Annotated in this window: 20 protein-coding genes; 11 read left to right on the top strand and 9 right to left on the bottom strand. The window is 41.3% G+C overall.

Going from position 1 to position 13,918, the window contains the following annotated elements; all coding sequences use genetic code 11:
* Nucleotides 1–175: 175 nt before the first annotated feature.
* From ACKPEB_RS20645 to ACKPEB_RS20635, 3 genes are all read left to right on the top strand, one after another.
* On the top strand, nt 176–424 hold the full coding sequence (locus ACKPEB_RS20645) for a hypothetical protein (protein ID WP_313655724.1): 249 nt from the start codon (nt 176–178) through the stop codon (nt 422–424).
* Nucleotides 425–426: 2 nt separating this feature from the next.
* The gene (locus tag ACKPEB_RS20640; protein WP_408966891.1) at nt 427–741 is read left to right on the top strand and encodes a hypothetical protein; all 315 of its coding nucleotides are present in this window, start codon (nt 427–429) and stop codon (nt 739–741) included.
* A gap of 62 nt (nt 742–803) precedes the next feature.
* The gene (locus tag ACKPEB_RS20635; protein WP_408966890.1) at nt 804–1,853 is read left to right on the top strand and encodes a ribonucleotide-diphosphate reductase subunit beta; all 1,050 of its coding nucleotides are present in this window, start codon (nt 804–806) and stop codon (nt 1,851–1,853) included.
* A 62-nt stretch (nt 1,854–1,915) separates the two neighbouring features.
* Here ACKPEB_RS20635 and ACKPEB_RS20630 read toward each other — a convergent pair whose 3' ends face one another.
* The 9 genes from ACKPEB_RS20630 to ACKPEB_RS20590 all read right to left on the bottom strand — a co-directional run bounded on the left by ACKPEB_RS20630 (nt 1,916) and on the right by ACKPEB_RS20590 (nt 6,345).
* The gene (locus tag ACKPEB_RS20630) at nt 1,916–2,200 is read right to left on the bottom strand and encodes a hypothetical protein (protein ID WP_408966889.1); all 285 of its coding nucleotides are present in this window, start codon (nt 2,198–2,200) and stop codon (nt 1,916–1,918) included.
* A gap of 1 nt (nt 2,201) precedes the next feature.
* A complete protein-coding gene (locus ACKPEB_RS20625) occupies nt 2,202–2,384 on the bottom strand; it encodes a hypothetical protein (protein ID WP_408966888.1) in 183 nt (60 codons plus the stop codon).
* A 294-nt stretch (nt 2,385–2,678) separates the two neighbouring features.
* Nucleotides 2,679–3,023, bottom strand: a complete 345-nt coding sequence (locus tag ACKPEB_RS20620) for an ASCH domain-containing protein (RefSeq protein WP_408966887.1) — start codon at nt 3,021–3,023, stop codon at nt 2,679–2,681.
* Between the two features lie 48 nt (nt 3,024–3,071).
* Nucleotides 3,072–4,028, bottom strand: a complete 957-nt coding sequence (locus ACKPEB_RS20615) for a hypothetical protein (protein ID WP_408966886.1) — start codon at nt 4,026–4,028, stop codon at nt 3,072–3,074.
* An 87-nt stretch (nt 4,029–4,115) separates the two neighbouring features.
* A complete protein-coding gene (locus ACKPEB_RS20610) occupies nt 4,116–4,343 on the bottom strand; it encodes a hypothetical protein (RefSeq protein ID WP_408966885.1) in 228 nt (75 codons plus the stop codon).
* Nucleotides 4,344–4,601: 258 nt separating this feature from the next.
* A complete protein-coding gene (locus ACKPEB_RS20605; protein WP_408966884.1) occupies nt 4,602–5,093 on the bottom strand; it encodes a hypothetical protein in 492 nt (163 codons plus the stop codon).
* 36 nt (nt 5,094–5,129) lie between these two features.
* Entirely contained in the window at nt 5,130–5,351 is a 222-nt protein-coding gene (locus ACKPEB_RS20600) for a hypothetical protein (RefSeq protein ID WP_408966883.1), read from the bottom strand.
* Nucleotides 5,351–5,872, bottom strand: a complete 522-nt coding sequence (locus ACKPEB_RS20595; RefSeq protein ID WP_408966882.1) for a hypothetical protein — start codon at nt 5,870–5,872, stop codon at nt 5,351–5,353. The genes ACKPEB_RS20600 and ACKPEB_RS20595 overlap by 1 nt, the downstream gene beginning before the upstream one ends.
* A 134-nt stretch (nt 5,873–6,006) precedes the next feature.
* Nucleotides 6,007–6,345, bottom strand: coding sequence for a helix-turn-helix domain-containing protein (locus ACKPEB_RS20590; RefSeq protein WP_408966881.1), 339 nt, complete (start codon nt 6,343–6,345; stop codon nt 6,007–6,009).
* Nucleotides 6,346–7,027: 682 nt separating this feature from the next.
* Here ACKPEB_RS20590 and iscB point away from each other — a divergent pair.
* From iscB to ACKPEB_RS20550, 8 genes are all read left to right on the top strand, one after another.
* Entirely contained in the window at nt 7,028–8,305 is a 1,278-nt protein-coding gene (gene iscB, locus ACKPEB_RS20585) for an RNA-guided endonuclease IscB (RefSeq protein ID WP_408966880.1), read from the top strand.
* Nucleotides 8,306–8,839: 534 nt separating this feature from the next.
* Nucleotides 8,840–9,118 carry a hypothetical protein gene (locus ACKPEB_RS20580; RefSeq protein ID WP_408966879.1) on the top strand — a complete coding sequence of 93 codons (279 nt, stop codon included), beginning with the start codon at nt 8,840–8,842 and terminating at the stop codon, nt 9,116–9,118.
* A complete protein-coding gene (locus ACKPEB_RS20575; protein WP_408967663.1) occupies nt 9,115–10,323 on the top strand; it encodes a hypothetical protein in 1,209 nt (402 codons plus the stop codon). The genes ACKPEB_RS20580 and ACKPEB_RS20575 overlap by 4 nt, the downstream gene beginning before the upstream one ends.
* Before the next feature lie 2 nt (nt 10,324–10,325).
* Nucleotides 10,326–10,694, top strand: coding sequence for a hypothetical protein (locus ACKPEB_RS20570; protein ID WP_408966877.1), 369 nt, complete (start codon nt 10,326–10,328; stop codon nt 10,692–10,694).
* Nucleotides 10,684–11,994 carry a replicative DNA helicase gene (gene dnaB / locus ACKPEB_RS20565; RefSeq protein ID WP_408966876.1) on the top strand — a complete coding sequence of 437 codons (1,311 nt, stop codon included), beginning with the start codon at nt 10,684–10,686 and terminating at the stop codon, nt 11,992–11,994. Before ACKPEB_RS20570 ends, dnaB begins: the two co-directional genes overlap by 11 nt.
* A 9-nt stretch (nt 11,995–12,003) precedes the next feature.
* Nucleotides 12,004–12,282 (top strand): hypothetical protein, encoded by a 279-nt coding sequence (locus ACKPEB_RS20560; protein ID WP_408966875.1) that lies wholly within the window; start codon nt 12,004–12,006, stop codon nt 12,280–12,282.
* 437 nt (nt 12,283–12,719) lie between these two features.
* Nucleotides 12,720–13,301: a helix-turn-helix domain-containing protein gene (locus ACKPEB_RS20555; RefSeq protein WP_408966874.1), complete on the top strand. Its 582-nt coding sequence runs from the start codon at nt 12,720–12,722 to the stop codon at nt 13,299–13,301.
* A partial coding sequence (locus ACKPEB_RS20550; protein ID WP_408966873.1) for a DNA cytosine methyltransferase occupies nt 13,301–13,918 on the top strand: 618 nt, incomplete at its 3' end. The genes ACKPEB_RS20555 and ACKPEB_RS20550, both read left to right, overlap by 1 nt.

Here is a 13,918-nt window from a genome sequence, read left to right as displayed (position 1 = left end):
GGCTGGATTAATGTCGTCAATGTCGATGTCCTGCTGTAACATTATATTAGCCTCAACTTGGGTTTAACGAACTGGTTGGGGTTGGGGTTGATCGGCTGTCATCCGGTCAGCCCCTTTTGATTTGTGATACACTGATTATACACAAGCTACACACAAATTGTACACTATTAAGAATATGACAATAGACGAAAGGACACGATTAGGAATATTGATTCCTGCATGGCACAAAAAATTATTGTATCTATGGGCTGGATTAAAAGGAACTAGCCCCACTAATTTAGCGGGAAATATAATACAAGCTAGGATAGAAGCCAACCTAGATCAAATAATGTTAATGGCAGATTCGAGAGCCAAGGATCTAGGGATAACAACAGAAGAATTTATAGATAGAATCGTAGGTAATAATTCAGATAGCGATAATTGACAATGCTGTCCCGTGCCGAACTAAGATTTGCCGAACTTTGGGAGTTGCTATATCCTGATATTGATCTTCACACCGAATACAGGTTTACCCCTCCCCGTCGATTCCGTTTCGATTTTGCTTTCCTACCCTCGAAGATTGCAATTGAAATAAACGGCGGCAACTGGATTCGCGGACGGCATACCAGAGCGTCGAACCTATCCAACGAATATGAGAAGTTGAACCTTGCCACGTTGAACGGTTGGCGGGTGTTCGTGCTATCTCCTGAGATGATTAATGAGGATTGGTTGGCGAGAATTGCTTCCTGTATTAAAAATTAAAATTGTCAACTTATTGAGTTTTAATTATAATATCAAAAGCCTTTTAATTTGGGAGTAAAACAATGACAAATTCCATTATGGAACCTAATAAAATCTTCAGTCCAAATGGTAATGATGACGTTAATAATCGTTCAATTTGGTATGGGGAAACAACCAATTTAATGCAATTGAATGATGTGCGTTATTCGTGGGCTGTTGGCTTGTGGAAACAAATGAGAGAAAATTTTTGGACGAGTGAAAAATTTGATGTCACTCAAGATATTAACGATTATCAAAACCTAACACCTGATGAACAAAAAGGCTATGATGGAATACTTAGTTATTTGATATTTTTAGATTCAATTCAAACAGTTAACATTCCACATTTAAAGAGTGTTGTGACTGCACCTGAAATAGCGTTGTGTATGGCTGAACAGATATCACAAGAAGCTTTGCATTCACAGTCTTATCAATACCTTCTGGAAAGTGTTATCCCAAAAGAAAAAATAAATTATATTTATGATTTTTGGAAAACCGATAAATTGCTATTTGAACGCTGTGAGTTCATAGCGTCAATGTATCAAAAATATATTGATCAAAAAACAGAAGAGAGTTATTTTGAGACTTTAATAGCCAATTTTATCCTTGAAGGTTTATATTTTTATTCTGGATTTTGTTTCTTTTATAACCTGTCATCAAGAATGTTAATGTCGGGTTCTGCTGATATATTTCGCATGATCAACCGGGACGAATTGAGTCATGTTAGACTATATCAAAAAATCATACCAGAGGCGATGCAAACCTTCCCGTATTCAAAGGATAGAATTCATGAAATGTTCGATAAAGCGGTCAAGTATGAGGTGCTTTGGGTTAATCATATTGTAGGCAATAATATTTTAGGAATCACCGAATCCAGCACTGAACAATATATTAAATATCTTGCCAATATTCGATTAAAATCAATTGGATTGGAGCCGCTTTATAGCGATCCGATTTACTTTAAAAACTGCTACTCTCACCTAGAGAAAATAGCAGATACAGGGAAGGAAGCAAGTGTTAAAGCCAACTTCTTTGATAGTGGTGTTACCAGTTACGTGATGTCTTCCGGTGTTGAGGGTTGGGAAGAGGTTTAAAAATTTTAAACCCCTAACGACTGCTGCGATCGCTAGGGGTTAAAAGCTGTCAATCAATTCCCCTAATTAACAAACTTGATTTGCTCTTTTTCTAGGAATTGAAACCATTGTTTCTGCGTGGGAGCAGACTCCCTATTTAATGGGTGAGGAAACACTCGCCGCGCTATTTTAGCTGCGGCGATCGCCTCTCTCTTGGTTGGAAAATAACCGGGAAATTTTAACCCACTAGGAGCATGAGTGACAACCCAGTAATCGCCCTCGTGGCGGTTTATTGCCAGCCATTTTCTAACGGTTGCTTTAACTGGGATTTGACCATAAATTGTCTGGGTTACTATCGTTTTTCGCATATTATCTCCTTTTGTTAATCACTGATGCAGGTTCTCCAATCCATTCCTCTTGAATCCTGTATTTCCCTCCGTTTTTGCTGAGTTCCTCAAGCTTTCGCCTTGCCTCGTTAAATCGTTCAAAAACCCCCATTATTGCTACTGGATGATCGACCTTGAGAATTGAATAACCAATAAGTTTGCCCATTATGTACTCCTTAATTTGATTGTTGTTTTCCCCAACATTCGTTACACAATTCGTCGCCAGACCCCATAAAACACCAAGGGACTAACCGACCACAGTTTTCACACTCGTCCAAAACAGGAACTAAATGACTTGGTTCTTGACAGTCCGCATTAGAGCAGTTGTCACACTCGCACTCAAAAAAATAGCAACTTATTGTTTTACATTGGCAATAAATTGGTTTTTTTGTGCCAACTTCACAAGCTGTTTTTTGCAACAGATTGAACAATGTAGGAGAAATAGTTGAAAGGGTTGCACTCATTCTATGAAGTCTCCTGGGGTCAATTCACTAACAAGTGGGCTAAAATCGTCAGGGGGTGAAGCCACGATTTTCCCAAGGGATAAAACAAACACTAGCGATCCTTGCTCAATTGTCCCCTCGCTCCATTCCGGTTTAGGGACACCCTTAGAAATCCCTAAGAGCTCAACCGTAACGGACGGGACGCTGTTCCCGTATCCATTGGTGAATTTAACATGGGTTAACGGCTTGTCAAACCGGGTTTGATAATATGGCTTGATTTCTCGATATTCCTCCTTTTTTTCACCAGAGGAAATCATATCGAACCATTTCTTCTTAATTGGCAAAACTAAGGTTTTGGTCATTGTTGTAGGGGTTAATAATTGGGGGAATTTCACCCCCAGAATTATTGATTAAAATGGGATTGCTTTTTCGCCTTGTTTAACTTCAGACACCTCTGTTTCAATGACTTCCGCAGGTTTAAGGGCTTCTAAGTTTTTTGGGGCGATCGCTTTTGGTTCACGAAGGAACAATGCTGCATCGCAGGTTTTGTTACCGTTGTCCAGATCTCGGATGTTGGCGATTTTTAAGGTAATAGCCTTGCCTTCTGCTAAAAATTTCTTAAAAATTTCATAGTGATTATCAAGTTTGGAGCGCAAAGATTTGTTAGACCACACGCCCTGATTCCCCATGACAATCAAGTATGAAGTACCCCATTTCCCCCCTTCATTTCGATCAATGTCTGTAACCCGATATTCTCCTTCGGGTACTTCATGTAAGCGATAGGCATCCACTCCCCCTGATTTTGCTATCGTCAGATAGGGAGCTATAGGTTGTTCACTTCGAGCTAATTGTTTTAAAGCCTCTCCGTCTACACCTTCTTGAATTAATACCCGAATCGAATAAATAATAGATTTATCCGCAGGGCTAATAAAATCAATTCGAGGGATCGAGATCGTTCTTTCTTCAGGTGTCTCTTTTTTGATCTTGATATCGTATCCTTCAAGTTCTCCCTTAAGAGATCCTAGAATAAAATTCCGTCCTTCTTGACGGATTGGGAAAATATTTGAACCACTTCGGAGAATGATTTTCCCGTCTTCAGATGCCAAAATTACAGGCCCATAAATTCGTTCAACGATTCCTTCTGACGAAGCTTTTACAGATAAAACATCTGTTTCATCGTATTCTCCGTTACTACACTCGCGCAAAAAGGTTGTAAGGTAGATACTTTCGTTTGCGACTTCAGTGTTTAGTTGATTAACAGAAATATGATTGTATCCGGGTATCCATTCTTGAAAGTGAAGGGAGGAAAATGCTCCCTCTTCGTCAAACTTGATTTTGGTTACAGATGGAGTTTTTACGGTTGCCATACGTTGTAAATACGAATTGGTTTATTTGGGCTAATCGCACCGCCCCAACGCTTCACAATCGCACTATGAAGCGTAAGGAAAGTGCGATTAGGGGGTATCACAATTTCCATTTATATAACAATCTTCTTCCTCCTCTTCCTCCTCTTCCGTATAACCCTTTTTATCTAATTCTTCCCAGAGAGACTCTGCATCTTCTACACAAAATTTTGCTGCATTTTTTCTTTCCCAGTAGGGTTCTTTGCTAATAGATACATTGATCTTGGATGCAACCATTAGTCGAATAGAGGCTTGTTGAATAAATTCTGATTTGTTCATAACTTCCTTAAATTGTTGATTTGTTTATGGGTTAATCGCACCGCCCCAACGCTCCACAATCGCACTATGAAGCGTAAGGGAAGTTGATTTAGGGTTAATTTGTGGTGTTCAAAGCTTCGACAATTTCCTTCTCAGAAAATGTTATAAACGAAGGCTCGTTGTAATTCAGTGACAGGCAACTCCATTGCCCGTCTAAAAACCGTGTATACACTTTGTAGGTCTTGTCTGCGACCTTGAATTTCAGTCCTGTTCTGATTCTCACTTCATCAACTCCTCATATTCCCCCTCATAGTCAACAGGGGGATATTCGTGTTCAGGGAAACCACCATCAAGGGCTTTTAGATTTTGTTCGGCTTCTTCTTTGATTTCTCCCCACGTCCTGAAAACGTGGTTGTAATTGTGTTGCAAGGAGTCAGACTCGGACAACACCAAATCATTGAAATTTTGCAGCTTTTGAATCTCCCGGTCTAGGGAGCAAACTTGTCGCTTTAATTCGGCTAATTCCCGTTTTTTGTCCGCTATCTTCTCGGAAGTAATCATCAACTCAGCCTTGAGTTCTGAGTCTAAATCGCTTAACGATATTAGATCATGATCATCCATCCCAATCTGTTCGGCGACCAATAATTTCAATTGTCGCAATTCGTTATCCCAGTTCTCCCCTTCTTTGATTTCAACCGACAAATCAAGTCGGGCTGACTGATAATTCCCTAGGTTTCTTGTTAGTCCGTAGCTGATTGTTTTGATTTCCATGGTGACTCCTTTGGGGGAATTTCACCCCCTTATATTTTAATCGATTTGATTGACTAAAGCGTTAAACTTAGGTATCATTCCCGATGGAATTTGGTTAAGAATTTTCGGGACTTCTACGTCATCAATTTCAGCGCATCGTTCGTTATAGCCGTCGTTAAATTCGACTATAAAATCCCGTTCCTCAATCAATCCTAAAAACTGTTTTGCGAGTTCTTTCGTTAACTGAAATTCTTCCACTGATTTTTCAACGTTAGTCATTACGCTACCTCCCAACTACGCTCTCTTAATTCTTCTTGAGCCAAGAAAAATGAACCATGACGGCTGTGACTATATTGAAGACCTTTGTTGTGGGTCAGGACTTCAGTGATGGCATAGAACCATCCTCCAAAGTGAACAACATAACCGAGTTTGCAGCCATGTTCCCAAATCACTGTTCCTTGAGATTTGGCTTGGTTGACAATTTCTTCAGAGCTAATTTTGATTTCTTCCATTGTTGATTCAGATTGTGTTGATTCAGATTGCTTGATTCGTTCCCAGTAACTAATAAATTGATCAACCGAGATGGGAACCGCCCCGATGTCTAATCGAAACCAAATGATGTCTTCTTGAATTGAAACTGCTTCAACGTCTTCTGGCTTGTATTGTTTTTCGGTGCCATAGGTGAAGTTGTCCCAACTCAAAACCTTGGCGGCAATTTGTTTGTTGTAGATGAACCCTCGAATTTCGGAGGGGATAGAAAAAAAAGACGCTAACGCTTTTCGGTCTATTGATGTTATCATGGTTTTATGTGGGGTTTCCCCTGTGCTGTACGAGCGGTTGGCACTGATTTCGAGTCCGGTGCTGACCGCTTTTGGCTTATGTATCTATAGTAGTGTAGTGTCACTACACTGTCAAGGGGGTTGGAAAAGTTTTTTCATCGTTGATGTACAAGGTTCCTCACAGTCACCGAAGGGAATAATGATCGTATGTCCCGCCCAAGTCCCTTAAGCAAAGCATCTAGTTTTTGTCGGCTCACCGCCTCAGCCCGTCCTGATTCCAAAGATTTGATCGTATCTACCGAAACCGCGCCATTAGTGAGTTTTGCCAATTCTGACTGTGATAAGCCCTTAGTATTTCTAAGGGCTTGCAGCATTAACCCCACGTCCCTGTCCCACGCTATAAAAAGAACCCGGTCGTATGGAACCATAATTTCCTCTTCTTCATTGCTTAAATTTTCTAGTGTATTGACACTACACGAATCTTGATCTACCATAGCAATAGTCTCGAAAGTTAGCAAGACGTTTTTGCCGAAACACACACCCTCTAGTCCTAGCAAGCACAAGGGGATTCGGTTTTCGGTATGAGCATTGCTGAAATGTTAGAGAAAAAAAGGCTACTTTTACGAGAATTGCTTAATAAGTAATCTCACGGAGTTACGCTTGGAAACCTTTTGAAGTGGAGGTTGTAGCGATGCGATAGGGATAAACCAAGAATTTGTTTGTTGTTCAAAAAGCCAGGGGAAAGGCATAAAACCCTTTCCCCTGGCTTTCTTAAAAAACATTGCCTTAAGTATTGCAGAGATTCAGAAATCTCAATAACACCCATAACCCCTAATGGGTGTCACCCCTCACTCGTAAAAATGCATACAACCTGTTGCACCCAGGTTGTGCCTTTCGGAAACCAGTATGACCAAATCAACGGTCAACAACCCACCACTAATCGGAGTACCGATATAGTGGGGGCTTGAAATATAGCCCAAGTTGACCAGACTGAGTACCTTTGCGGTACTACGTTGGCGGTAAGTGTTAAAGTTCTTACCTACAAATGCGAAGCTAGTTTGTAGCTCTAAAACTTAAAAGTTAAACAGGTTTAAAGGGTTAAGCCAGTGCTTTTAAGAAAGTACCGACCGCTAACATTGTCGAAGCTAACTTTACCCTAGAAACAGGAGTTATTTCATGTCTAATTACGTTTTCGTAATTGATACAAATAAACAGCCTCAAACCCCAATACATCCTGCTCAAGCTCGATTGTTATTAAATCAAGGTCAAGCTGCTGTTTATCGTCGTTATCCGTTCACTCTTATTCTGAAGGAGTCAAAACCCAAGCCCAAAATAGAACCAATTACTCTCAAAATTGACCCCGGTTCAAAAACAACCGGGATTGCATTAGTTCAGGGAAACAAAGTAATTTGGGGAGCCGAATTGACTCATCGAGGTCAAGTCATTAAAATGTCTTTGGAATCCCGACGTTCATTACGCCGTTCCCGAAGAAATCGTCATACTCGATATCGTCAAGCACGGTTTTTAAACCGAAAAAGACGTGAAGGTTGGTTGGCTCCCAGTCTTCAACATCGAGTCGAAACAACTTTAACTTGGGTGAATAAATTAATTAAGTTTGCACCCATTAGTTCAATTGTTCAAGAGTTAGTTAGATTTGACTTGCAGCAACTTGAAAATCCTGAAATCTCTGGAATTGAATATCAACAAGGAGAGTTACAAGGATACGAAGTTCGACAATACTTACTGGAGAAATGGAGTAGAAAATGTGCTTACTGTGGGATAGAAAACGTACCCCTAGAAGTAGAACATATTCATCCTAAATCTAAAGGCGGAACTGACCGGATTTCTAATCTTTGTTTAGCTTGTCATGACTGTAACCAAAAGAAAGGGAGTCAAGATATTCAAGATTTTATGTCGGGTAAACCTGACTTACTGCAACGGATTTTAAGGCAGGCTAAACAACCGTTAAAAGATGCTACTGCGGTCAATTCAACTCGATGGTCACTGTTTAATCGGTTAAAAGAAACGGGTTTATCTGTTTCTACGGGTAGTGGGGGTTTAACTAAATTCAATCGAACTCGATTAAACTTACCTAAAACCCATTGGTTAGATGCAGCTTGTGTTGGGAAAGTTGAAGCTTTAAAGGTTTTAACTAATAAACCTTTGTTGATTAAGGCAACAGGTCATGGTTCAAGACAAATGTGTCGAACAGACAAATTTGGTTTTCCCTCTCGTTATGTTCCCCGCTTTAAATTTGTCAAAGGCTTTCAGACTGGAGATATTGTTAAAGCTGTTGTTACCAAAGGCAAGAAAATAGGAACCTATTTTGGACGAATTGCTGTTCGTTCTAGTGGGAGTTTTAATATCACCCTAAAAGCAGCAATTGTTCAAGGCATCAGCTACAAATATTGCACAACAATTCACAAAAAGGATGGTTATTTGTATGCAACATAGACCCCGACCCCTTTTTCCTCTCACCGCTAATCGGAGTACCGATTTAGCGGGAGTCTCCAAGGGGGAAGACAGATGACACCAGCATTGATAACCCAAAAAGGGTTGCTTTTGATTCTTCTGTTTCAGGTGAGTAGCCTGTTGATCCACTTCGCCATGTTCTCGGAACGTGGATCGGGAAGAATCACAGCTGGGGCACCTGAGACAGAAGCCCCGAAGCCTGGGGATGGTAGAAGAGATGTCTAATCCTAATTACAGGCTCCTAAGTTTCAGGCGCGACTTGGAACGACGGAATCTAAGCCAACTCAAACAACTAGCAAAAAAACAAGGATTGGGTGTTAAGGATGCGGCGGTAATAGGGAGTGCCCAACGCCGATCTACCTGGATTAAATTGCTGATTCGGAACGCACCGCAACCGGAACCGCAACCGGAAAAGCCCAAACCTAAAAAACCTCCAACTAAGCAGAGGACTGTCTACGGGTTGAGACGGCTTCCTGTAATTAAAACAACTGTTTACTCCTATGGGGGAGATAAATCATGAAAATCGAAATACCTTTAGCACTGGATGATTTACCTCTAAGTCCAGAGGCATTTAGGGTCTATTTTGCGATCGCTCGAAGCGTAACAGAATATCAGGAATTTCCAACAATCGAGAGAATCACCGCCCGATGCTTCGGGAAGAAATACGCATTGGGCCGGACGCATACAACCTTAGCCCTGACTGAGTTGATCAAGTGGAATTTGGTCAAGGGGGAACCCGGTAGCTACCAAATCACGCAGCCGGAAGAATGGAAGGTTCCGGGGGGTGCAGCATGAAACCCTCTATTCTAGCTGCTTTTACAGAAGCAATACCCTACATCCCTGGACTGAGGCAACAGGCAGGGAGTGTAGTCTCAGCAATCCTTATGATGCAACTTGAATATCGTTTTGCCAAGTATCCAGAAGGGTTTTATAAGTTTCTTGAACCGCCTCAAAACGGACATCAGGACTACAAGCCTGGGGATAGTTGGGTTGAGGAATTAGCTTTTTCCAAAGAAGAATTCAGGACGGCATTTGACAAGATTGGAGTCCGCTATAGTTCCAAAACTCAGTACAACGAGGCGAAGTCTAGCGGATCAGAGTTTGGTGATAGCTATTACTGTTCTTATGTTGATCGGCAGTCGGGGTTGACCTTTTATTTTCGCAACCATAGCAAGGTAGACGAGTTAATTTCCTGCATTGAACCCAGACAAAAAGCAATGGGTTTTAGACCCCGGAAAACTAGACCGCAAATGGTAGATCCCAACTTACGGGAAATTGGGAATCCCAATTTACAGGATGTGGTCTTTTCCGAGGACGGGAAATCGGGAATCCCAATTTACAGAAGTGGTGAATCCCAATTTACCGATCTATATATAGATATTTCAGAAAAGACTTCAGAAAAGACTTCAGAAAAGATCCCCCCTACCCCCCAAGGGGGAACCGGACTTTTCTCTCAAGAAGGGGAAAAGTCAACAGGAGAGGAAGACCGCAACCGCAAGATAGTTGAACCTCCTCAAGACTTAAAACAGGACTTACCTGAACAAATCAAGTCTTCTTCCGGTGATCAGACTTCCCCCGCGCCGACACCAATTTTTAGTGTCCACAAGAAGGAACATCAGGATCGGATTGTGGCGGTATACCAATCCAACAAACCCGCCGCGTGGTTGCCCGTTAATAACCTCCACAGGGATATCAGAGTGATGGTGGATAGCCTTTTATCCTCTGAGAACTTTCAAGGCGATTTAGAGGTATTTTTGACCCGCTTAGAGAATGCCTTGAAAGAAATCAACGATCCGATAACTAAGTTCGGTTGGTTCCGCAATCAAGGGAACTTGGGGTTAAGAACCGTACTGTCAAATTACGGCAGGCATTTGATGGAATTTAGCGATGCTTGGACGGCAAGGCAAACCCAAAAAACTCAAACCACCGACTCGCTCCCCGATTGGGCATTAGAAGCCCAAAAAGAAATCGAAGCCAAGCAACTCAAAAAGGCAGGTTAGACATGGACATTCAAATTTTGACCCGAAATATTCAAGACCTTCAGGCGCATTTCACCCACCTTCAAACCCTATCCCCTCGAACTCTCAAGGCGTGGTGCGTTTACTTCAACGATAACCTTACAGAAGCTCAATTAGAGAGAGCGGTTGACGCAGCATTGATTAAGTATGGCTGCAATCACGATTTGTCAGCACAGCAATTAGTCGAGCTAGGACGAGGAACCCCATCAGAGCAAAAGGAATTCAAGCCAGAAATAGTTGAGGTGGGAATTTCACCCGAACAAGCCGAGAAAAACAAGGCACTTTTGAAGGAATTGATTGCTAAAGCATTCAGCAAAAAATCATTAAATGGAGCCGTTAATAATGACAATTAACCTACATAACATTGAGGCAGAGGAAGCAATTCTAGGAGGGATTTTAGTAGACCCAGAAGCCATTGGTCGAGTTGCGGAAATGCTAAAACCCGAATCATTTACCCTCAGATCTCACCAAGCAATTTTTGAGGCAAGTCTTACCCTCCATTCTCAAGGTAAACCCACCGATTTAATGACCGTAACTACCTGGCTATCAGATCAGAAATTACTCGAAAAAGCAGGAGGACAATTAAAATTAGTTCAACTGATCGGCGGTACTGTTTCCGCTACCAATATCGATCAATACGGGTTATTGATTTCAGATAAAAAAACCCGCCGCGAGTTGATTAAATCTGCTAATCAAATTATTGAATTAGCAAAAGATACAAGCCAAGATTTAGAGACGATTCTCCAGAAATCTGAGGAGCAAATAGCCAGTATTTCTCAAGTCAGATCTCAGCAAGATCTAATCCCTATTTCAGAAACCTTAATCGACACTTTTCAGGAGATTGAGGATCGGAGTACGGGAGCTATTCCCCCTGGTATTCCCTGCGGATTTTATGATTTGGATGTGATGACCGGAGGTTTCCAACGTTCGGACTTGATAATCGTGGCGGGAAGACCGTCAATGGGCAAGAGTAGTCTGGCGGTGAATTTTGGATATGCGATCGCCAAAAAAGGATTAGCTGTTGCCATTTTCAGTTTAGAAATGTCCAAAGGTCAACTCGTCCAAAGGATGTTATCGAGTGAAGCAAAAATTGAAACTAACCGCATTCGTTCGGGGCAAATTCGAGAGTCCGAGTGGGAGCCTTTGACCGAAGCTATTAGCAACTTAGCGGAACTGCCAATTTATATTGATGATTCCTCAAATCCTACCGTCTCAGAAATGCGTTCTAAAGTCCGAAAAATGCAAGCGGAAAACGGAGGAAAACTAGGATTAATTCTGATTGATTACCTGCAATTAATGGAGGGAGGAAGCGATAACCGGGTGCAGGAATTATCAAGAATTACACGGGGGTTAAAAGGGTTAGCAAAAGAGTTGGACGTACCTGTTATTGCACTATCTCAATTAAGCCGAAGCGTTGAACAGCGTACTAACAAGCGCCCAATATTATCAGACTTGAGAGAATCGGGAAGTGTTGAGCAAGATGCGGATTTAGTGATGATGATTTATCGAGATGACTACTATAATCCCGACACTTCAGATCGAGGGATTGCGGAAATCATTTTAGCCAAACACCGGAACGGCCCCACCGGAACCGTCAAACTTTTATTTGATAACCAGTTCACCCAGTTCAAAAATTTAGCGAGATCTAACTAGGAGAGTTAAATGGAAAATTCAACAAAACGAGATGAGTTGATTGCATTTCTTGAATTCCATATACCACTACAACTTTATGAATTAAAATTGCGCGAACTCAAGCCAGGGACATCCAGATTTAACAAAGAGTTGCGCGAGTGTGGTCAGGTAGTTTCTGAAAAAGGTGACACCATTCTTTTTCACACTAAAGAAACAGCGAAAAACGTTGTTAAATTATCCAAGGCAATAGCAATGTTACTACTAATAAACAAGGAAGTAACAGTTTTCGGTACAACCTTTAAACTCTGACGACTAATGGACAAGCTTGGATGGGAAGATTTAGGAAGTATTATCAATTGGTTCTACGAACAACAAAAACAAGGTAAAACTTCCTTTAAAGTTCAGGAAATGCGGGACAAATTTAAGCTTAATATCGCAAACGCAAACACCCGAATAAAACGGCTTCTTAAGTTTGAAATCATTAAGCCACTGACTTACGGGAGATATGAAATAAACCCGTTATCACCCGAAAGAATCCAGGAGATTAAAGACAAAATTATCCCCCCTAATCCCATTTTTAAAACCTATTATTTCAGGGGAAGACAGCATACCGTCGAATGGATTTATCAAAAGTGTAACCCCCCGATGTCCCTCCAATATTTTGCTCAAAGACTTCAACGGGGATGGTCACTTAAAAAAGCATTAGAAACGCCAACTAGAAAATATCAAAGAGAGGACAATTAACGATGACAGGTAGAGGTAGACCCTGGACAGATAAAGAAATTGAAAGACTGCTTATCCTGAGAAATGAAGGACTAGCATTTTGTCAAATTGCTAAAAAACTAGGAAGACCCATTTCGTCAACTAAGGGGAAATATCACAATATTAAAAACGTCAAAGTCTCCGACAATCCGAGGCGTGATTGGTCGAGCAAAGAGATTGAGTTGTTAGTAGCTTTGTCTGAAACTTTACCCCGGACAAAATTATTAGTAGCTTACAATAATGCAGCTATTAATAATGGCTTTATTAAACGCTCAATTCCCTCTATTCGGAAGCAATTACACAAGCTCGGACAAAGCATAAAACCTCAAATGGGTTGGTATACTATTGAATCAATTTCAATAGGACTAGGATTCTCTCGACACAAAGTCAAAAGTTGGGTGAATACCGGAAAAATTAAAACCCACAACGAGGGAAAACACACTTATATTCGCACTAGCGATTTAATTAAATTCATCGTGGATCATCCCACTTGTATACTCAATATTTGTGAAGATGGCTTGCAGTGGTTTCTGGCTCTTTTGAAAGAAGAAAGGGAGGCTAAATAATGCCTACCTCAGCAACATTGTTCACAGGTGGTGGCGGTGCAGATATTGGGTTAGAAATGGCGGGTTTTCAGTCCTTATGGGGAATTGAACGAGATGAGAAAATCGCAGCCGCCGCCCAATTGAATTTACCCGAATCCCAAATTATTAATGCTTGTGTTTCTCGAATTGACCCCCGACTTTTAGAACCCGTCGATCTGTTGTGGATGTCGCCGCCTTGCCAACAGTATTCACAAGCCCGTCGAGGCGATTTAGAGGATCACCAAGATAAGGATGCAGGGGTATTTTGCCTCCCCTATATTGAAGCCCTTTGTCCGAAGTGGATCATTCTTGAAAATGTTCCGGGTTATGTCAAAGCAACATCCTTTAAAGAAATCCTGGGATGCCTGCAACGATTAAATTATTTCTTCCATTGGAAAGTATTAAATGCGGCGGATTACGGCGTTCCACAAAACAGAAACCGCTTGATTTTGTGGGCAGTTCGGGAGGGTTTGAATCTGCCATTCTTCCCAATGCCTCAACGCCGGATCGGATGGTATGAAGCTATATCTTACAATCTAGCCGCGTTGCCTGATTCAAAATTAGCGGACTGGCAGATTAAACGATTAGAAGAAATTCGG

Origin of the sequence: Planktothrix sp., assembly GCF_046067725.1 — a bacterium.
Taxonomy (GTDB): Bacteria; Cyanobacteriota; Cyanobacteriia; order Cyanobacteriales; family Microcoleaceae; genus Planktothrix.
This window is presented reverse-complemented; position numbering and strand designations above follow the sequence as displayed.